We start from the raw sequence: 21,538 nt of genomic DNA, 5'->3' as shown, positions 1-21,538 counted from the left end.
AAAAAAACTACCACAGAATAACTTTTTAAATCATTCTGTGGTAGTTTTTAATATAATTTATAGCTTATTCTTAAATCACTTCTACATTATCAACTGGCTTACCTACGAAATAAACTAGTGCAAATATCGCAGCTGTTGCTAATGGTAATACAAGCCATATAGAAAGTCCTAATCCTACTGGAATATATCCAAATAGTATTGTAATTGCTGCTACAGATAACGCATATGGCATTTGAGTTCTAACATGACTAATATGATCACATCCTGCTCCCATTGATGACATAATTGTCGTATCTGAAATTGGAGAACAGTGATCCCCAAAAATAGCTCCAGTTAAAACAGCACTCGTACCTACTATAACGTATCCCATTTCAGGCGATATTGAGTATGAAAGAGGGATCGCAAGTGGCATTAATATTCCCATAGTCCCATATGCTGTACCTGTTGCAAATGATATAACTGCTCCTAAAATGAATATTATACTTGGTAATAAAAATTGAGGTATTGAACTTGAAAGCAATTTAACTAAATATGCTGCAGTTCCTAACTCTTTTATCACTGAACTTAATGACCATGCAAGTATTAATATAACTCCTGTTATGATTAATCCTTTCATTCCATCTATCCAGACTTCTACTGCTTCTGAGAATGTAAATATTTTTTTACATACAGCCATAAATATGGCAACAATAGATGCAAATAATGCTGATTGGAATAATGCTACCGATGCATCTGATGCACTAAAAGCTTCTCTTATAGCTGTAAATGAAGCTGGTGATGTTGTCATTAAATTTTGAAGTACAACATCTTCACCACCCATAATTGCAGTATATCCACTATAATAAAAACTTATCAGAGCTGATATCATTAACGCTCCAATTGGAATAATTGCATTCCATACGCTTAGTTTAACACCTTCTTTAGGTGCCATTTCATCTTCTACATCTTTATCAAGAGTAATTTCTTTACTTGCATCTGATATGTATCCTTTTCTTGCATTTATTTCCGCTTTTCTCATGGGACCAAAATCTCTTAATAAAAGTGATGTAGCAACAACAAAAATTAAAATTAATATGTTATAGAATCTATATGGAATCGTACTTAAAAATACTCCAAATGCATCTACTTCCTGACCTATTAATGTGAAACCATCTTTTATTAATCCAACTTCTAACCCAATCCATGTAGATACAATCATAATTCCTGCAATTGGTGCTGCTGTAGCATCAATTATAAAAGATAATCTTTCTCTTGAAATTTTCATCTTATCTGCTACCGGCTTCATTATTGGTCCGACAATTAATGAATTTGCATAATCATCAAAGAATACCAATACTCCCAAGAACCATGTTATTAATTGAGCACTTCTTGGAGTTTTTGCCTTTTTAGCAAGAGACTCTGCAATTGCTTTTGCTCCGCCCATTTTACTGACTAAGCTTATAACTCCTCCAATTACCATAACTTGAAGAACAATACCTGCATTCCATGGATCTGCTAATGAGTTTAATGCTCTTTGTACAAAATCTAAAAATGCTTGAATAATAGCCATAAATGGATTACTTCCTATAATCTGTAATAAAAAACATCCTGATAGAGTTCCTATAAATAGTGATATTACAACATTTTTTGTTATAAATGCTAATGCGATTGCTATAATTGGTGGAAGTATAGTCCAAAGTCCAAATTTTTCTGCATTAACCTCTGCAACGTCAGCTGCAAAAACTGCTGTCGATGCCATTATTAACATAATTAATGTCAATAAAAACACACGGTAGCTTCTTGAATTTTTCATGTTAATGATCCTCCTAATCTTTATTGTGATAAATTTAAAGATAGAAATTAAGTAATTAACTTATAAAATACAATTATGGCTCTAAGAAATTTATTTTCTAAATTTAAAATAAATTCTTAATCAAAAAAATAAGACCTTGAGATAACACCCAAGGTCTTTAAAAACATAATATGTTTTACATAACCACGAATGATAGCTCACCACAAAGTACTTGTGACAGTTTTGCATATATTCTATGCAACCCCAGCTCTATAACCTTAAAGCATTAGTTATAGACTTCGGCAATATTTCCTTTCATATTACTTCAAAGTGCTTAGCTCCATAATATTACTATTAAATATTGCGCCTCTATCTCTTACTTTATTCACTTTTATATGATATAGAATACCTTATTTTTAATTTTATTTCAATATTTTTTGATTTTATTGTTAGTTTTATTTCTTCTTTCGACATTCATTTGCTCTGCTCATAGATATTAGAACTTTTATAGCTAACATAAAAGCAATTGCGTATCCACCAATCCCTATTATTGATATTCCTCTATATAAAGGCTTAACATCATTACTGATAATTAATGATGAAGATAATATTAACGCAGCAATAACAACACCTTCTGTTAATCTATTTACCATTTTATTAGCTTGCTTAATTATTTCATCTATCTCATTAATTCGTATATCTAGTGTAAGCTTTCCATCTGATAATTTATTCAAAACCTCTACAGTCTTTGTAGGAATTTTCATAGAATCTCTTGTAAAACAATATAGTGAAATTATTAATTCTTCTTTCTCTAAACATCTTAAAATCGTAGTTCTATTATTTGATTTCATAAAATTAGCAATTACATTTACTATTTCTCGATCTGGGTCAAGATAAGCAATTACTCCTTCTAACAAAATTAAGCTCCTTGTCAAGGAAACCAATTCTCTAGGTAACTGTATATTATTTTCCCTTGTAATATTCCATATTTCTTGAACAAGTTCTGATATTTTTATATTTTTTATAGATGTTTCTAAATAAACATCGAAAATATATGAAACTGAATCGTATATATCTACTTTATTGACCTTTCCTTTCTTTATAGCTATTGCTAAAATGCAGTTAACCAGTTTTTCTTTATCATGAGTAGCTATATTAAGCCATTTTTTCATGTTATCACTTAGTTGTCCTACTATGCCAAAATCTATAAAACATATTTTCCCTTCTGAAATCAATAAATTTCCGGGATGTGGATCTCCATGAAAAAAGCCATCTTCAAATATATGTTTACAGAATGCTAATGTCAATTTATCAGCAATATCATTTATATCATATCCATTCTGCTCAAGCTCTTTTATATCATTTATTTTTATACCATCAATATTTTCTAATACTAAAACCTTATCACTTAACAACTCTCTAACTACATAAGGTGCATAAATAGGTGCAGTATTTTTATTTAACTCGCTAAATTTCTCTATATTACCAGCTTCTGATATAAAATCAAGTTCTTGAATTGTTGTGAATTTTATTTCTTCCAGCGCTTCTATAGGATCAATTATAGGTATATTTATTCTTCCTTCAGCAATCTTCAATATCTTCATCAGAATAGCAATATCTTTTATTATTTTTTCATATATTTTAGGCCTTTGAATTTTTAAAACGACCTCTCTGCCATCTTTTAATATTCCTTCATATACTTGTGCTATAGATGCTGATGCTATTGGAGCCCTATTAAGATATTGAAAACTTTCATCTATAGTTGTGTTCAGTGATTTTTCAAAAACTAACTTCATATCGTCAAAATTTTCCACTATCGCTGAATCTTGTAACTTAACTAACTCATCTATGTATTCTTTTGGCAATAAATCTGGTCTGGTGCTTAATATTTGACCTATCTTAATAAATGTTGGACCTAAATCTTCAAAAGCTTTTCTTAAATTAGCAGGAGATTTTTTTTGTTCTTCATCTTTTCTATCGAAAATATATCCAAATCCATATTTAGCAAATACCATTATTATTTCTCTAAATCTACTTGATGGCTTTTCTTTCATAAATAATATCCTCTTTCAAATAATAACCCATTCAAAGGCAACATATAAATTATTAATTAAAATCTTCACTTTTAAAAAGTATATACTAATTTTATATAAACAGAAGATGTAAAATTCATATAAAACTTACACCTTCTGTTTCTCTTTTACTTATTATTAATTTTTTCTTCAAGTTCATTAATTCTAATTTTTAAGCTCTCTATATCACTTTTAGTAGCTAAGTTTAAATTTTCCAAGACATCTTGAACGCTATCTTTTGTTAATGGCTTCATATCAATTGCTTTATTTTTTGCTACTTCTGCCTTAGTAGTAATATTTTTCTTTAGTTCTTCTGATAATTCTTTTCCTTCCTCTACTGTTATTTTTCCTTTTTCAACCAAATCATTTATAATATCAATTGTTTTATCATAGGTAATTGCTGCTGCACCAACAGCTGCCAGACATAATTTTTTCATTTCTTCTAACATATAAATCATCTCCTAACTACAATATAACTTAAATATATTATTCTGGTTTATAATTATTTATATTCAAATTTTTAAAGATTATCTATTCTTCATAAATTCTTCTATGTCTTTTACTTCTTTTATCATGTCCTTAGTTAAAACTTCACATCCATCTTCAGTTACTAAAACATCATCTTCTATTCTAATTCCAATCCCTTCTTCTGAAATATAAATTCCAGGTTCAACTGTAAATACCATTCCTTTTTCAAATACAAATTCTCTTCCTTGAGGTTCTAAATCATGAGTGTCTAATCCTAAATTATGTCCAATGCTATGCCAATAATATTTGCTTACTTCTTCTTTTTCTTTAATTATTCCAAGCTTAATACACTCTTCTGCAATTAAATCTTTAGACCATGCATTTAATTCTTTATAAACAACCCCTGGCTTTATTTTTTCTATTACAGCTTTGTTCACTCTTAAAACTGCTTCATAAACTTCTCTTTGCCTGTCAGTAAACTTACCATTTGCAGGGAATGTCCTCGTAATATCTGCATTGTATAAATTCCATTGTGCCCCTAAATCAAATAATATTAAATCATTTTCCTTTATCTCACTATCATTAGATACATAATGAAGTATAGTAGCATTTTTTCCAGCTGCTGCTATAGTTGAAAATGCAAAATCTTTTGCTCCACTTCTTTTACATTCAAAATCAAAATAAGCTTCAAGCTCATATTCTTTAAGACCAGGCTTAGCATTATTCATAAGAGATTTAACTCCTCTTATAGTTATTTCAATTGCTTTTTTCATTTCATTTATTTCTTCATCACTTTTTATCATTCTTAAAGGAATAATTTTATTTGAAAAATTCTTTATAACTATTTGAGGATATTTATTTCTCATTTCTTTTGAAAATTTTAATGCTTCCGAATCATCTTCTTCTATATTTTCCTTATCTAAATCTAAGTATAAATTAATTTGCTCTGTACCTTTAATTTGTGAATTCAAATATGAATAAAAGTCATTCATATAGACTACTTCTTTAATTCCCGAAATATCTTTTCCTTCTGTATCTCTTAATGTTTTTCCATTCCACATTTCTTCATCCAAGTTTATTTCCTTTAAAAATAACTTTTCTGTTACTTTTCCTTTTATTTTAGATAACACAACTATATGATGTGGCTCTACTATACCAGTTAAGTAATAAAAATTTCTATTTTGAGTAAACTGATATAGTTCATCGCCTGTCTTCTTAGGCGCATGACCTGCAAAAGCTATTAATATTGAATCATCATCTATTTGATTAATTAAGTTTTCTCTATTTTTAATAAACACACTATTATTCATCGCGCATTCTCCTTAGTTTCTTATATCCTTTTTAGAAAGAAGTTATTGACTTTTTATAGCTGGTCTTAAATAAAATGAGTAGTATACTACTATTATTATACTACTCACCATATTTTATGAAAATCAAATTATTAATTTATATTTAGTATATCTTACAATTATATCGTGTAATACTTCTACTGCATTTTCTCCTAGTTTATCATTATAGTATTTTGAAAATCTTTCATCAGCTATATACATTTCTGCAAGTCCAGCATAAGCTTCCTTTGAATATGATGGCCATGAAAACTCTAGCCATTTCTTATGCTTTTCATATACCTTTTGGGCTTCATCACATTCTAAATCTTTTGTTTTAATAACTTTTGACAATAATTCAAACATTTCATCTTCAGTCTTCTGCATTTCATTAAAATTTTCTTCGCTCATATTTAATAATTTATTATTTGAAGCTTCAACTACATCTTCTCCATATTTATTTCTAATTTCCTTGCCATACATAGCTTCATTTTTAGCTATCTTTTCCTTCTTTAATCCTTCAAATTTCTCTTTATCAGACATTTCTATCTCTCCCTTTTTATATGCTAATGTTTTTTCAACCGTCAATATTAATTGATCAAGTTGCTTTCGTCTGGAGATAAGCTTTTCGTAATGTTCCTCTAAAGCTTTTTTAGTATCAAAATCTGGATTAGAAATAATTTTTTGAATTTCTTCTAACTTCATATCCATAGATTTATAAAATAATATTTGTTGTAATAAATCTACTTCTCTTTCTCCATAAATTCTGTAACCAGCTGAATTTATTCTACATGGCCTTAATAAACCAATTTCATCATAATATCTGAGTGTTCGTGCACTAACACCAGCAAGTTCAGCTAATCTTTTTATTGTATATTCCATGACTTTGTACCTCCTGACAATTTCATCATAAGGGATTACGTTGCGTTAATGTCAACATTTAATTTTAATTTTTTTATTTTCTATATTTAAGTTTAACTCTGCTTATTTAATAATCAATAAGTTAACCATTAAAATAGCCATTATCATTGCAGTTATATCAGCAATTACAGCTGCCCATAAAGTATGTCTAATTTTTTTTACCTTAACTGCACCAAAGTAGACTGTTATTGTATAAAAAATAGTTTCTGTAGTACCCATGATTACAGATGCTATAAGTCCTATCTTTGTATCTGGTCCAAAATTTTTAATTATTTCAGTAAACACACCTATTGCCCCACTGCCTGATAAAGGCTTTATAATAACAAGTGGCAGTAACTCTTTTGGCAATCCTATAAGATTTACAATAGGTCCTGCTATGTTGTTTAATGCATCCATGAGTTTTGCTTCTCTAAAAATCTGTACAGCTATTATCATTGCTAAAATATATGGGAAGATTCTCATCACTACACCAAGACCTTCTTTTGCACCTTCTATGAACCACTCATAAACCTTCCTTTCTTTCAGCATTCCATAAGTTATAATTATAAGCAGTATTATTGGTATTATACTTTTACTTAAATAATTAATCATAATCAAAAGTACCTCTCTAAAAGTTTACACGAACATACTCCAACTATTGCCGCCACAGTTGTTGATATAATTGCTGGTACTATAATTATTCCTGGATTAACTGAATTACAGGCTGCTCTGATTGATATTATTGTTGTAGGCACTAGCTGAATACATGCTGCATTTAATACTAAAAAAAGTGACATATCATTTGTTGTAGTCCCTTTATTAGGATTCAGCCTGTCCATTTCTTCCATAGCTCTAATTCCAAATGGAGTTGCTGCATTTGATAATCCCATCATATTTGCTGTAAGATTCATAACTATTGCTCCAAGAGCTTTCTCATCCTTTGCAGCATCTTTAAATATAAGCTTTAATACAGGTTTTAGTATTTTGGATAATTTTTCTGTAAATCCACTTTTTTCTGCAATTTTCATAACCCCACACCAAAAACACATTATTCCTGCAAGCTCTATCATAAACGTTACTGTATTTCCACAAGAATTAACTATAGATTTTGATATCACTTCACCATTTCCATTAATTAAGCCAACAATTCCCCCTAGAAAAATTAACAAAAACCAAATATAATTTATCATTATACTTATACAGTTAATAATTGATAATTGATACTGAACAATTAATTAAATATGTATTATTCTTTTTAATTAATTACCAACTGTCAACTCCCAGCTATCAACTGTACCCTTCCCTCCTAAAATATTATTACTCTTTAAATTTATATTCCTTGAACTTACATTTTAGTAGTGATACCATATAATTATTAAACATAATATAAAAATATAAGGAGAAGTAACTTTATGAAAGATTCCAATTTAAAATTAGCTCAAAACGATGTAGAAGAGGCTTTAAAAGCTGTTGAAGAAATGGAAGCTTGCATTACTAGTGATACTGGATCTTCAAAGGAAGAATTAAAAGAAAAATTTGTTCAATTAACAAGTAAAGTTCAAAGACTGGAAGACATTCTTAAAAGTGAAGGTATACTTTAATTTATCATTATTGAATTTATGTCTATAAAGAATATTGATTAAAATACGGCATAAAATAGCCCCATTAAGAAATTTATATTTTCTTAATGGGGCTCTATTATTCATTTAAATCAACTATTTAAAAATAAAAAATCCTAAAGGAATTTAATTATATAAAATTCCTTTAGGTTAAATATTAAAAACTAAATTGTACTGTCTCTTTCAATCAATTGATGTTCCAAAACATATTGAGATTCCTCTAAAGGTTTTTGGCTTAACATCTTTATTAATATTCTCATAGCTACAGAACCCATATCATATGTTGGTTGTGAAATAGTTGTTATCTTAGGATAGAAAATAGATGCTGCAAAATTATCATTAAATCCAACAACACTTACATCCTTAGGAACTTCAAGTCCATTATCTCTCAATGCGTTTATAGCACCCATAGCAATATCATCAGATGCACAAACTATACCATCAAATTTCTTTCCTGATTTAATAAAGCTAATAACGCCTTCATAACCAGTCTTAATTTTTATTGAGTTAAGATACACTAAATCAGAATCTATATTAAGCTTTGCATCTTTCATCGCAGACTCATATCCTGTATATCTATCGCCCCATGCATTCATACTATCTTTTTCAGTTCCTATAAATGCAATATTTTTTAATCCTTTACTTATTAAGAAATTAGTACTATCAAAAGAAGCCTTTACATTATCAATTGTTACACTTGGAAGTGCTCCATCTTTATCACGTGTTTCAACAAGGACTGTTTTTAAGTCTAATTCATTAATTAAATCTAATATTTCTTCATTAAGAGAACTACTCATGTATAATACACCGTCAACCATTTTCTCTTTTAGCACTCTTAAATATTCTTTTTCCTTTTGTATATCTAAGTCAGAGTTGCATAATATTATATTATAATCATAAATATTGGAAACGTCTTCAGCTCCTCTAACTATCTCTGGGTAAAATTGATTTGATATATCTGGAAGTAGTATTCCTATTGTTTTTGTTCTTTGAGTTTTTAAACTTCTTGCTACTATATTAGGTCTATAACCTAATTTTTTTATTGCATCTAAGACTTTTTTCTTAGTATCTTCATTTACTACATCGATATCATTTAAAACTCTAGAAACTGTTGCAATCGATACACCTGCTTCTCTTGCAACATCTTTAATAGAAGTAGCCATTTTTTATTCCTCCTTTGAATTTTCTAGATACTTTAATTATACTAATATATTGCATAATAAATCAATAATAGTATGCACAAATAATCTCTATTTCTATTATAAAGTTTCACAAAAATTTACTTTTATAATAATTATAGTATATTTGTTATGATAATCATAGCTTAAAACTTATTTTAATTTATTATGCAGTTTTTTTCTTTAAAGTATACTAGGAATCTAAATCTCTTAGATCCCTAGTGCACTCATAAGGCAATTACTATTTTATAACTTCAACTGTCATATTTAACTTTTCACCATTTATAGTTACTTCTGTATAATCAGCTTCTAAAGAATATATAACTTCTTCTGTTAAAGTTTCTTTCTTAATTGTATCTTCAAACTTCTTAATTACGTTAATTAACATATCATTATCAGAAACATAAAGTTTTATCTTATCAGCCACTTCAAATCCTTTATCTTTTCTCATGTTTTGAATCTTTGAAATCATTTCTCTTACATGGCCTTCTTCTTGAAGTTCTGGAGTGATTGTAGTATCTAACACAACTCCAATTTCACCTTCACCAGCAAATGCATATCCTTCTAAGCCTTGCATTGTTACTAGAAGATTTTCATTAGTAAGAACTATTTCAGTTCCATTAACATCTATAGTTTCTTCTCCACCATTTTGAATCTTTTGAGCTAGTTCCATTTGATTCTTTTCTGAAATAGCTTTTCTGATTTGTGGTATTAACTTACCATATGCTTTACCAAGTACAGGTAAGTTAGGCTTAATTTCAAAATTAACATGTTCAGATAAATCTGCACCTAATTCAACAGCTTTGATATTTAATTCTTCTTTAACTATATCTCCATAATATTCTGGTAAAGATTTAGTTGAAACAAGCATTGTTGAAAGCGGCTGTCTGTTCTTGATATTAGCTGAATTTCTTGCACTTCTTCCAAGTTTAACAAGAGTATATGCTAAATCCATTTCTTTTTCTAATTCTACATTTATAGCAGCCTTATCAGCTTCTGGGAACTTACATAAATGAACGCTTTCTACAGCATCCTTATCTAAACTTACAACTAAGTTTTGATAAATTTCTTCTGATATAAATGGTACAAATGGTGCTGCAACTGTAACTAAAGTAGTTAATACTTTATATAAAGTTACATAGGCTCCAATCTTATCATCACTTAAGTCTTGAGCCCAGAATCTAGCTCTGTTTCTTCTTACATACCAGTTTGATAATTCATCTGTAAAGTCTTCAATAGCTAAAGCAGCTTGAGTAATCTTATATCCACTTAAGTTTTCATCTACAGTTTCAATTAATGTATTTAATTTAGATATAATCCACTTATCCATTACATTCCCTGAAACGAAATCTGGATATTTAGTTGAATCAAATTTATCTATATCCGCATATAGAACATAGAATGAGTATACGTTCCATAATGTTCCTAAGAATTTTCTTTGAGTTTCAGCAACATCATCTATAGAGAATCTTGTTGGTAGCCATGGTGCACTTGCAGTATAGAAGTGCCATCTTGTAGCATCAGCTCCTTGGCTTCCTAATACTTCAAATGGATCTACAACATTTCCCTTAGACTTAGACATCTTAAGTCCTTTTTTATCTAAAACGTGACCTAATACTATACAGTTTTCAAATGGATTTGTATCAAATAAACATGTTGATATAGCCATTAATGTATAGAACCATCCTCTAGTTTGGTCAACTGCTTCTGAAATAAATTGTGCTGGGAAGTTCTTTTCAAAAGTTTCTTTATTTTCAAATGGATAGTGCCATTGTGCAAAAGGCATTGATCCTGAATCAAACCAGCAGTCAATTACTTCATGAGTTCTAGTCATTTCCTTACCACATTCAGGACATTTTAACTTGATTCCATCAACATATGGTTTGTGTAATTCTATTCCCTTGCAGTCTGTAGTAGCTTTTGATTCCAATTCTTCTCTGCTTCCTATACATTCTCTGTGACCACATTCACATTGCCATATTGGAAGTGGAGTTCCCCAGTATCTATCTCTTGAAATACCCCAGTCAATAACATTTTCAAGGAACTTACCAAATCTACCTGTTCTAATGTTATCAGGATACCAATTTACTTTATTATTATTTTCAAGTAATTTATCTCTCATTTGAGTCATGGCAACAAACCAGCTGTCTTTTGGATAGTAAAGAAGTGGTGTATCACATCTCCAACAATGTGGATATGAATGTAGATGTTTATGTTTATCAAATAATTGATTATGCTCTTCTAAGTAATTACAAATGCTTTCATCACATTTCTTAACGAATTTTCCTGCCCATGGAGTTACTTCATCTACGAAGTTACCACTTGCGTCAACCATGTTTACAAATGCGATGCCATTTTGTTTTGCAACAAAGCTATCATCTTCACCATAAGCTGGGGCTATATGAACTATACCAGTACCATCTGTTAATGTTACATAGTCTCCATGAATTACAACAAATGCTTTACCTTCAACCTTAGCAAAAGGTAATAATTGTTCATATTCAGTTCCTAATAGTTCTTCACCTTTATATTCTTTTATTACTTCATATTCTCTATCGCCAAGCACTTTTTCAATTAAGTCTTTAGCTAATACATAAACTTCATCTCCAACTTTAACATCTGCATATGTATAAGCTTTGTTTATACATAATGCTAAATTTGATGGTAATGTCCAAGGAGTTGTTGTCCAGGCAAGTATATACTTGTTATCTTCTCCTTTAACCTTAAATTTAGCAGTGGCAGTTAAATCTTTAACATCTTTATATCCTTGAGCAACTTCATGAGATGATAAAGCTGTTCCACATCTTGGACAGTAAGGCATTACCTTATGACCTTTATATAATAAACCTTTATCCCATAGCTTCTTTAATGCCCACCATTCTGATTCTATATAATCATCATGATAAGTTACATATGGATCATCCATATCAACCCAGAATCCAATTTGTTCAGACATATCTTTCCATAAGCTAACATATGAGAATACGCTGTCCTTACATTCAGTAATGAATTTTTCAACACCGTAATCTTCTATTTGTTCTTTCCCTGAGATTCCTAGTTTCTTTTCTATTTCAAGCTCAACTGGAAGGCCATGAGTATCCCATCCAGCTTTTCTTAAAACTTTATATCCCTTCATAACTTTAAATCTTGGAATTATGTCCTTCATAACTCTTGTTAAGATATGACCAACATGTGGCTTTCCATTTGCAGTTGGAGGACCATCATAAAAAGTAAAATACTCTCCATCTTGATTTGAATCAAAACTTTTTTGAATTACATCTTTTTCCTTCCAAAACTTAGCGATTTCTTTTTCCATATCTACAGTACTTTTAGAAGAATCAACTTTTTTGTACATTAAATTTTCCCCTTTCCATGCGTATAAAATTATCTATTAATTGTTATTATTGCCTAAAACATAAAAAAAACTCCATCCTAAAGGACGAAGTTGAATTCGCAAACCACCTAAGGTCATTGCATCATAATAAATGCTTTAGTTCAAGTACATACATACTCTATCCTTTAACGCAGGTCAACGTGATAACTTATTCAGCGTATAAGCTTTTCAGTCTCCAACTCCTAGGTGATTTTCTCATAGATTTATTATAGCTTTCCACCAAACAGCTACTCTCTAAAAATAAATTCTAAGATACTTTTCCTAATCACAGTCTTTCATTATTTTCTAATTATATATTACCAAATTTTAATTGTCAATTCATGACTATATAATTACTTAGTATTCTTAAAATTTATCAATATGTTCTTAATGCTGATAAATAATCATAACAAAAGAATACTAGTAAATGACTTTGTTAAAAATAAACTTTTGTTGATTTGATTCTTTATATATTTTATTTGTTGCTTATGTGTAAAGCGGCTCATTATTTATATATTGTCCTTATCATTTCTAATGCTGATATCATCAATAACTTCATTCAAAAGATTATTTTCTTCTGAGATCCCATCAGAGCTATCTAAATTACGTTTATCATTATTATCCATGTTTTCCCCCTTGAACATTATTTCAAAATTATTATACCAAACTTTTCATTTTCCCATTATATATTATATTTAACCTTAATAAACTTTAATTACAATTATAACCATGATATAATAAATTGAAATTATTTTAAATTATTAATTAGGGGGATAAATAATTATGGAAAATTCAAACAATATGGGTATTAATCAATACTCAAGTTCAGAAGTTCCTTCTGAAATAAAAAAATGGAATTGGGGAGCTTTTATGATGAATATTATGTGGGGCATAGGTAATAAATCTTATCTTACTCTACTTTGTCTAATTCCACTATTCAATATAATTTGGATATTTGTATGTGGTGCAAAAGGAAATGAATGGGCTTGGAAAAATGGTAATTATTCTAGTCCAGAAGAATTTTTCTTAGTTCAAAATACTTGGAATAGAGCTGGATTTGTTTCATTCATAATAACAATATGTATTTTGGCAGTATATATTCTTTTAGCTGTTGTATTTGCTGCAGCATTCATAGGTTCATTTAATAACTATTAATAGGTTTAATCTTTAAAAGAGGTTTCATGCTAACTGAAACCTCTTTTCTAATTTCTATAATTATAACCTCTTCTATCTAATAACCAATTCCAACCATCTTCTATTTATAAATTAAGACATGTAATCTCCGTTATAACTTACTAAAACAACATTCGAAATACCTTCTAATTTTGATATGGCATTTACAAATTTTGTAGTATTTTTCTTTAATCCAACCTCAACTGTAATTTCAACTCCATTTACAGGTGAAACAGTCTTTGATTTAACATTATACTTTTCAACACTTTTTGAAAGTAAATTTAATGCATTATTTTCTGAATCATCATCTGAACAGTTTATAACTAATATATATGGATTATTTGCAGTTTTCTTATTAACAAATAATATCATTACTATACCTATGAATATTGATGCTATTATTGCAAGTGGTATTAATCCAGCTCCAATTACTATTCCTGAACTAATTGACCAAAAAAGATATGCTATATCAATAGGTTCCTTAATTGCACTTCTGAAACGTACAATAGAAAGAGCACCTACCATACCTAGTGATAATACAATATTAGATGTTACCGCTAATATGATTAAAGTAGTAATTAAACAAAGTGCTAAAAGTGATATTGCAAAACTTTCTGAATACATTACACCTTTAAAAGTTTTTTTGTAAACTTGCATTATAAACAGCCCAACCACAAAAGCTAATAACAACGCTATAGCCATGTCTAAATATGAAATTGAACTTAATTTTTCTACAAAACTAGATTTTAAAATATCGCTAAAATTAATTGCTGAATCAGACATTCTTTTTCCTCCTAAAATTATATGTATTTCGTCTATCCATAAATTCTTGCAGCTTCATATTTTGAAATTGAAGTTGCTCTACGTTCTTTTACTTGTATAATATCTCTTATTATTTGTGGTAAAAACTCATCAAATTTTACCTCTAAAACAATATATTTATTATCTATGGTTTCTATAGTTGCTAGATTATCATCAAACATATTTATATTATTTAAACCTGTTCTTACCGATTTATCAAAAGTTATCCTCACATTTCCTATTGGATATATATATGCTTCTCTTGTATAGTCAACTATGGTTTTCGGTCTTAATAGATTTCCCTTCATTTCACTATACAAATCAATAAATAACTTTTTATTAGAATCTCTCAAAAATTCTATGTCTCCATTTATTATTTTCTCACATTCTTCTTTTGTGATTTTCTCACTATCTTTAAGACACAATCCTCTTATCTTTGATTTTTTTTCTAGTCTTATAAATTCATGATTATCATTATAAAACCTAATACGAAACTTGTGCCTCTTAGGAACTCCTATAACCTTTTCCATTAATGCCTTATCATAAACATTATCAAAGTATAAGCTTCTTATTTTATATTCATTATTTTCATTAGCATTCTTATCTATGTGCATTATAGATCTTAATCTACTTTTAATTGATATATAATCAGAGAAATTAATATAATGCTTTAGCTCATGTCTAAATTTAACCTCTTCCATCTATACACCTCCGTTTCTTTATCTTATATACTTATTTTAAATGACACGTCTTAACAGTAGCTTAACAAAGTTAAATTTTATATAAACAGAAAAACACCTACATATATTTTCAAAAATAGATGTAGGTGTTCTTACTTTTCTTTAATATTAATCAAATGTTTTAGGGATCATCATTGTAAATTCTGATCCTTCTCCATATGTTGAATTTACATTTAATTTAATGCCAAAATTTTTAGAAATAGACTTTAGTAAGCTAAGGCCTATTCCAGTTCCACTAATATTTTTTCCTCTAACTATATCACTTCTATAAAATCTATCAAAGATACGTTCTTGATCCTCTTCTCTGATTCCTATACCATTATCACGTACTGAAATTCTAATATTTTTATTAAACTCTTCTATGATAAATTCTATCTTTCCATTATCATCAGTATATTTAAAAGCATTTTCTATCAATATAATTACAGCTCTTCTTATTTTGCTATAATCCCATAGAACTTCTACATCGTATGCAGGTTTAATCACTTTAAATTCTTTTCCTTGTATATCCGCTAAATCAATATAAAATTCACCTATATCATTTATAAATTCATACAAAGAAAATTTAGTAATATTTATGCCTAAGTCTAAATCTTCTTTAGACAATAATAATAAGTCAGTATTCAATTTTTCTAATCCACGTATTTCACTCATTATCTTCGAAATATGCTCAAAATGACTATCTATAGTATCTTTCGATGAGTTTGCCAACAGTTCTAACTTTCCTTTTATTACAGCTAATGGAGTTCTCATTTCATGAGATGCATCCTGAACAAAATGAATCTGTTTTTCATATGCTTCTCTCACTGGTTTTATAACTTTTGATGCTAAATAAGCAGATAATACTATAGCAACTATTATTAAAATGATCAAACTTATAATTAAAGTTTTAGTTAGCCTATGTATTGAATTCACTTCTGAATCTATATTAGATAATACTTGTATTTTATATGAATCTTTAGAAATAATTATACCTCTAAACTTATATCCATTATCATCAATTGTAACTATTGTGTTTTCTGACTCTTTGGAGAAATCAGGCAAATTATTTTCAGTGAAATATTGGTTTCTACTTATATTTTTTAGCTCATCATCTTTATATACGATCACAATCAAATTAGGTGGAATACGTATAAAATCCTCCTCATGCATACCTGGTTTTCCATGAAAATTTTTAGGAAATGGATTATTCATTTGATTTAAATATCTTTCAAAATCAAATACATCCATATTTATTATATCTCGTTGTTCCAAAAGCTGTTTATCAATATTATCCATTACTTTTGCAGAATATAGTGTCTGTGTTATTACTGCAAATACTATCAAACAAGCAAATACTATTATTGTACTAATAGCAATAATATTTCTTCTTGTAGCTAAAAAGATATCCTTTTTCATTATTTACTCCCCTATACTTTCATCTAATACATATCCCATCCCACGTTTAGTTATTAAATACTTATCATATCCAAAGCTAGCTAACTGTTTTCTTAATCTACTTATATATACTTCTATTATTTCAGTAGAAGCATCACTATTATAGCCACATACATTATCAAAAATTTGCTCTTTAAATAATAATACACCTTTATTTAAAACTAGATATTCTAACAATTTATATAGCTTCTCATTTAATTCTAATTCCATTCCTTCTATATAGGCCTTTTTTATCTTCATATCAATGCTTAGCCCTTTAAATTCAAGAGTATTAGCGTCTTTTATCTTTCCCATGCTTTTTAAAATTGCATTTATTCTTGCTTTAAGCTCTTCCATGAAAAAAGGCTTAGTAAGATAATCATTCGCCCCTAGATTAAAAGCTCTAAGTTTATCACCTAATTCTTCTTTTGCAGTTAATATTATTACTCCTGTATTCAAACATTTTTTTGATATATTATTTAATACAGTCATTCCATCTGCCCCTGGCAACATTAAATCTAAAATAACAATATCATAATCATATAAGCCCAATAAATGAATTGCATCTGTTCCATTATATACAGGCTCAATTTCTAAATCTTTACTTAAATATTCAACTATATTTTCACTTATTTTAATATTATCTTCTACCAAAAGCACTTTTATCATTATTATTCGCCTCCATTTGATTTTAATTATCTTTTTCCCCTATACTTTAAATTTTATAAATATTATATACCTATTTTCTTAACAGAAGCTAAATTATTTTAATAATTTCAGATAATTATTGTCCTCTTGACTCTTTATTAATTTAGTGCTTAAATTATGTAAAATACTTTAAATTTTAGGAGAATAAATATGGATAGTAATGATAATAATTTAAACGAAGCTATTTTAGATAAATTAACCAAAACATGTCGTTGCCGAGCAATTTCAAGAGCTAAAATAAAAGAGGCAATAAGGAATGGTGCTGATACTTTTGAAAAAGTTAAGGCAGCTACCGGTGCAGGCACAGGTTCTTGCAAAGGCAAAACTTGTTCTTATATAATAAATAATTTAATTGAAGAATATAAGAATAGCTAGTTATTTTTAATTATAAAGTAGAGCGCCTCAAATGAGACGCTCTATTTTTTTAAATTTCTATCTTCGAATTTTTATATTCTGGAACAATATCAATTATGCTTTTCTTAGTACAATATGATATATCATCATCTAGCCCTAAACTTTTCATAACCGAATAATGGGTAGCATCTTTAATATAATTCATTACATTTTCATTTGATTTATATATTTGATGTGCTGTTTTAGCTATATCAGTTAAATCTAATTTTGATGATTTTTTTGTCATTTCATCTATTATGTATCCGCTACATATGAAGTCATCCATAGAGAAATTTCCATTAGTTCCCGCATTTATGATTACAACATCTTCATTTATTTCAAGTAATTTTTCTGCAACAGCTTTTGCATTGATCATAGCTGCTATAAAAATTTTCTTTGCAGATAAAGACCTTGTTAGTGTTTTTGTTCCATTAGTTGTTGTCATAAGAACACTTTTTCCACCTACAAGTTCTTTGGTATATTCTAAAGGTGAATTTGAAACATCAAAGCCATCTATCTTTACAGCTTTTCTTTCCCCGCCTAAAATACAATTCTCTCTTTTAAGCTCTTCTGCCTTTTCAAAAGTCTCTTCTATAGTTAAGAAAGGTATTACTTCCTTACATCCATTATTTAAAGCAGTGACTATTACCGAAGTTGCTCTAAACATATCTATAACAATCGCTATTTTATTTTCTATTTTACCTTCTTTGATATCATCCCCACTAATAATTATATCAACTTTCATAGTTATTAAATCCTCTCTTCCATATATAATGTATTTTTAAAATCAAACTTATGTTGTTCTTATTCAATTGACTTTTTAAGAATAAAGTATTTCTTTATCTTCATCAATCCGCATAAAATAAGCAAATTCGTAAGAATTTATATTCTTGTATTCTTAAATTCTTAAATTCTTAAATTCTTAAATTCTTAAATTCTTAAATTCTTAAATTCTTAAATTCTGGGCATTTTTTCATTCTCCAAATGCTTACGCAATAAATTTTTTATTTAAAGTCTGTCTCTTTTATACTTTTAACTGTAGTAATTTCTATCTATTCACATTTTAAAGGAAACTCACTATTCACATTCGTTCATAGGAATAAGTTCGAGCAGCCAAATATATTCGGAAACTTCTACTTACATTCGTTCATAGAAGGGCTATACCACTAAACTCGTTCCTCGCCAAGTGTTATATGCCAATTTGGGATCTCACTTAAATTCTGGGTATTTTTTCATTCTTCAAATATTTGCACAACTATTTTTTTAATTATTAACCTTTTTATTTAATCACTATTTTTAGATAATTAAATAATCTATCTCTTAAAATTCATCCCCTGATATATATTATTATCCTCAAAGGCCTTGTCTATTGCATTTAATACTTCCCATTTTTTTAAACTCCACATTGGACCAATAAGTTCATTTCTTGGAGCATCTCCGGTTAATCTATGAACTATCATCTCTTCTGGAATTCTAGAAACACTTTCTGTTATTAAATTAATATATTCTTCTTGAGATAAAAATTTTAGATTTCCTTTTTCATATTCTTTTACAAGTGCAGTATTTTTCATAAGATGCAGAAGATGTATCTTAATTCCTTGAGCTCCACTATGAGCTATATGATCTACTGTATTAATCATGTCTTCTTTTGTTTCACCTGGTAATCCAAATATAGCATGAACTACTGTATCAATATTTCTCTTATTTAATCTCTCCATTGCATCATCAAATGTACTTAACATATATCCTCTATTTATTATCTTTGCTGTCTCATCATTTGAAGTTTGTAATCCAAGTTCTACCCATACATATAACTTTTTACTGATTTCCTCTAATAAATCTAAAACATCATCATCAAGACAATCTGGTCTAGTGGCAATAGCTAAAGCTACAACACCTTCTTTTTCTATTGCTTCATTATACTTTTTTCTTAATTCATCTACAGGTGCATATGTATTTGTGTATGCCTGAAAATATGCTATATACTTCCCGCTCTTCCATTTGTGCTCCATCATTAATTTAACATCATCAAATTGCTTAGATATTGAAAAATCTCTATCTCCTGCAAAGTCACCTGAACCTCTTGCACTGCAAAATACGCAACCTCCTCTTCCTGCTTTTCCATCTCTATTAGGACATGTAAAACCACCATCTAGTGATATTTTAAATACCTTCTCTCCAAATTTTTCTCTTAAAAAATGATTTAATGTATGATATCTTTTCCCATTCCATTCTTTCATTTTTACTTTTCTCCAATCTATTTTAAATTAACATAAATTCTTTAATTTATTTACTATAATGATTATTGCATATTAATTTAAAAATTCCAACCTTATGCTGATAGTACATATATTCATGATTTATTCTTAATATATAAAATATTATTTTTATTATTGTAACAATTATTTACTTGTTTAAAGAATAAATAAAAAGTCTCCCTTATATATTTAATACTAGGAAGAATTTTAAGGGGGAACGATAAATTGAAAGATGAATTAATCAAAATATTCCAGATAGCCACAGTATTTATTGGTACTATTGTTGGTGCAGGACTTGCTTCAGGAAAAGAAATAACAGAGTTTTTTACCAAATACGGATTAAAAAGTTTTTTAGGAATATTCATTTGTGGCATATTCTATATAATAATGAGCTCAATAATTTCAAAGATAAGTATAAATCACAACCTTGATTCTTATAGTGATGTAATAAATCTAATAAGTCCTAATATACTTGGAAAATTTACTGGACTTGTAACTACTTTTTTTCTTATTTCAAGTGCATCCATAATTCTTGCTGGAAGTGGTGCTTTAATAAATCAGTTTTTTGGTATTCCAAAAGTAATTGGTTCATTAATTATGATTTGCATTGCTGTTTTTTTCTTACTTCGTGGTACTGACGGATTAATAGAGATAAATTCCTTTATAGTTCCTGCACTTGTTTTTACCATAAGTTTAATTACGATTCTCTATTCTTTATTTTGTAAAGATGCAGTATCCTACTCAAATATTTCAAGCTTCGAGCCACAAAAGGACGGCATAGCAATATCAACACTTCTATATGCTGGATATAATACTTTATCTGCATCTGGAGTTATCGTTCCTTTAAGCACAACTATGAAAAAACCAAAAACCATGTTTATAGGCATAATCTGTGGTGCTTTAGGCCTTACAATCCTTTGCTCAATGATTAACTTATTATTAACTATAAATCAACCTTATATATATAAGTATGAAATTCCTCTTTTATTTGTTGCTAATAGATTTGGGACAATAATTCAAGCCCTCCTTCTTGTTATAATATGGCTTGAAATGTTCTCAACAGAAGTATCAGACGTATATTCCATAAGTAAAACTTTAGAAAATACATTCAATATAAGCTTTAAAAAAGCTATTTTCCCTGTTTTAGGAGTAGCATTTATAATTTCTCAATTTGGGTTTGGAAATCTTATAAATAAGCTTTATCCTTTATTCGGATTACTAAGTTTAGTGTTTATTTCACAATGTATTTACTTCTTTTTTAAGGATAGAATTATTGGCTTTTTCTATAGAAGTAAACACAAGCTTTAATATATTTTGCGTTATATATTTAAAGCTAAGTAATT

The 21,538-nt window shown here is 28.5% G+C and carries 19 protein-coding genes, 1 riboswitch and 1 other annotated feature; of the genes, 4 read left to right on the top strand and 15 right to left on the bottom strand.

Going from position 1 to position 21,538, the window contains the following annotated elements:
* Window positions 1-70: 70 nt before the first annotated feature.
* The 7 genes from CNEONATNEC86_RS00400 to CNEONATNEC86_RS00370 all read right to left on the bottom strand — a co-directional run bounded on the left by CNEONATNEC86_RS00400 (window position 71) and on the right by CNEONATNEC86_RS00370 (window position 7,726).
* On the bottom strand, window positions 71-1,798 hold the full coding sequence (locus tag CNEONATNEC86_RS00400; protein ID WP_479680455.1) for a Na+/H+ antiporter NhaC family protein: 1,728 nt from the start codon (window positions 1,796-1,798) through the stop codon (window positions 71-73).
* A gap of 179 nt (window positions 1,799-1,977) precedes the next feature.
* Window positions 1,978-2,151, bottom strand: a riboswitch (Lysine riboswitch).
* Window positions 2,152-2,226: 75 nt separating this feature from the next.
* Window positions 2,227-3,825, bottom strand: a complete 1,599-nt coding sequence (locus CNEONATNEC86_RS00395) for an ABC1 kinase family protein (protein WP_159135394.1) — start codon at window positions 3,823-3,825, stop codon at window positions 2,227-2,229.
* 146 nt (window positions 3,826-3,971) lie between these two features.
* Window positions 3,972-4,292, bottom strand: a complete 321-nt coding sequence (locus tag CNEONATNEC86_RS00390; RefSeq protein ID WP_125147954.1) for a phasin family protein — start codon at window positions 4,290-4,292, stop codon at window positions 3,972-3,974.
* A 78-nt stretch (window positions 4,293-4,370) separates the two neighbouring features.
* On the bottom strand, window positions 4,371-5,621 hold the full coding sequence (locus CNEONATNEC86_RS00385; RefSeq protein WP_159135393.1) for an aminopeptidase P family protein: 1,251 nt from the start codon (window positions 5,619-5,621) through the stop codon (window positions 4,371-4,373).
* A 123-nt stretch (window positions 5,622-5,744) separates the two neighbouring features.
* Window positions 5,745-6,518, bottom strand: coding sequence for a MerR family transcriptional regulator (locus CNEONATNEC86_RS00380; protein ID WP_159135392.1), 774 nt, complete (start codon window positions 6,516-6,518; stop codon window positions 5,745-5,747).
* Window positions 6,519-6,620: 102 nt separating this feature from the next.
* Entirely contained in the window at window positions 6,621-7,148 is a 528-nt protein-coding gene (locus CNEONATNEC86_RS00375; RefSeq protein ID WP_058293174.1) for a spore maturation protein, read from the bottom strand.
* Between the two features lie 2 nt (window positions 7,149-7,150).
* Complete coding sequence (locus CNEONATNEC86_RS00370) at window positions 7,151-7,726, bottom strand: nucleoside recognition domain-containing protein (protein ID WP_058293175.1); 576 nt, start codon at window positions 7,724-7,726, stop codon at window positions 7,151-7,153.
* A 222-nt stretch (window positions 7,727-7,948) separates the two neighbouring features.
* On the opposite strand from CNEONATNEC86_RS00370, the gene CNEONATNEC86_RS00365 reads away from it, so the two are divergent.
* Window positions 7,949-8,137, top strand: coding sequence for a hypothetical protein (locus CNEONATNEC86_RS00365; protein WP_058293176.1), 189 nt, complete (start codon window positions 7,949-7,951; stop codon window positions 8,135-8,137).
* 182 nt (window positions 8,138-8,319) lie between these two features.
* On the opposite strand, the gene CNEONATNEC86_RS00360 is transcribed toward CNEONATNEC86_RS00365, so the two are convergent.
* Together CNEONATNEC86_RS00360 and ileS are read right to left on the bottom strand one after the other, a co-directional pair.
* Window positions 8,320-9,318, bottom strand: a complete 999-nt coding sequence (locus CNEONATNEC86_RS00360) for a LacI family DNA-binding transcriptional regulator (protein ID WP_159115422.1) — start codon at window positions 9,316-9,318, stop codon at window positions 8,320-8,322.
* Between the two features lie 256 nt (window positions 9,319-9,574).
* On the bottom strand, window positions 9,575-12,688 hold the full coding sequence (ileS, locus tag CNEONATNEC86_RS00355; RefSeq protein ID WP_159135391.1) for an isoleucine--tRNA ligase: 3,114 nt from the start codon (window positions 12,686-12,688) through the stop codon (window positions 9,575-9,577).
* Between the two features lie 77 nt (window positions 12,689-12,765).
* Window positions 12,766-13,005, bottom strand: a binding site (T-box leader).
* A gap of 484 nt (window positions 13,006-13,489) precedes the next feature.
* On the opposite strand from ileS, the gene CNEONATNEC86_RS00350 reads away from it, so the two are divergent.
* Complete coding sequence (locus tag CNEONATNEC86_RS00350) at window positions 13,490-13,861, top strand: hypothetical protein (RefSeq protein ID WP_058293179.1); 372 nt, start codon at window positions 13,490-13,492, stop codon at window positions 13,859-13,861.
* 111 nt (window positions 13,862-13,972) lie between these two features.
* Here CNEONATNEC86_RS00350 and CNEONATNEC86_RS00345 read toward each other — a convergent pair whose 3' ends face one another.
* From CNEONATNEC86_RS00345 to CNEONATNEC86_RS00330, 4 genes are all read right to left on the bottom strand, one after another.
* Window positions 13,973-14,662, bottom strand: coding sequence for a DUF4956 domain-containing protein (locus CNEONATNEC86_RS00345; RefSeq protein WP_058293180.1), 690 nt, complete (start codon window positions 14,660-14,662; stop codon window positions 13,973-13,975).
* A gap of 32 nt (window positions 14,663-14,694) precedes the next feature.
* Window positions 14,695-15,381 carry a polyphosphate polymerase domain-containing protein gene (locus tag CNEONATNEC86_RS00340; RefSeq protein ID WP_058293181.1) on the bottom strand — a complete coding sequence of 229 codons (687 nt, stop codon included), beginning with the start codon at window positions 15,379-15,381 and terminating at the stop codon, window positions 14,695-14,697.
* A 147-nt stretch (window positions 15,382-15,528) separates the two neighbouring features.
* Window positions 15,529-16,818 (bottom strand): sensor histidine kinase, encoded by a 1,290-nt coding sequence (locus CNEONATNEC86_RS00335; protein ID WP_058293182.1) that lies wholly within the window; start codon window positions 16,816-16,818, stop codon window positions 15,529-15,531.
* A 3-nt stretch (window positions 16,819-16,821) separates the two neighbouring features.
* On the bottom strand, window positions 16,822-17,505 hold the full coding sequence (locus CNEONATNEC86_RS00330) for a response regulator transcription factor (protein WP_058293183.1): 684 nt from the start codon (window positions 17,503-17,505) through the stop codon (window positions 16,822-16,824).
* A gap of 189 nt (window positions 17,506-17,694) precedes the next feature.
* Between CNEONATNEC86_RS00330 and CNEONATNEC86_RS00325 the strand changes: the two genes are divergently transcribed.
* The gene (locus tag CNEONATNEC86_RS00325) at window positions 17,695-17,919 is read left to right on the top strand and encodes a (2Fe-2S)-binding protein (protein ID WP_058293184.1); all 225 of its coding nucleotides are present in this window, start codon (window positions 17,695-17,697) and stop codon (window positions 17,917-17,919) included.
* 49 nt (window positions 17,920-17,968) lie between these two features.
* Here the strand turns inward: CNEONATNEC86_RS00325 and CNEONATNEC86_RS00320 are convergent, their stop codons facing one another.
* Both CNEONATNEC86_RS00320 and mnmL read right to left on the bottom strand, forming a co-directional pair.
* Complete coding sequence (locus CNEONATNEC86_RS00320) at window positions 17,969-18,682, bottom strand: 2-phosphosulfolactate phosphatase family protein (RefSeq protein ID WP_125147951.1); 714 nt, start codon at window positions 18,680-18,682, stop codon at window positions 17,969-17,971.
* A gap of 568 nt (window positions 18,683-19,250) precedes the next feature.
* Entirely contained in the window at window positions 19,251-20,177 is a 927-nt protein-coding gene (gene mnmL / locus CNEONATNEC86_RS00315; protein WP_125147950.1) for a tRNA modification radical SAM protein MnmL/YtqA, read from the bottom strand.
* Between the two features lie 243 nt (window positions 20,178-20,420).
* Here mnmL and CNEONATNEC86_RS00310 point away from each other — a divergent pair, with 243 nt between their 5' ends.
* A complete protein-coding gene (locus CNEONATNEC86_RS00310) occupies window positions 20,421-21,503 on the top strand; it encodes a YkvI family membrane protein (protein ID WP_159135390.1) in 1,083 nt (360 codons plus the stop codon).
* The last annotated feature ends 35 nt before the right edge of the window (window positions 21,504-21,538 follow it).

The organism is Clostridium neonatale (assembly GCF_900465025.1).
Taxonomy (GTDB): domain Bacteria; phylum Bacillota; class Clostridia; order Clostridiales; family Clostridiaceae; genus Clostridium; species Clostridium neonatale.
This window is presented reverse-complemented; position numbering and strand designations above follow the sequence as displayed.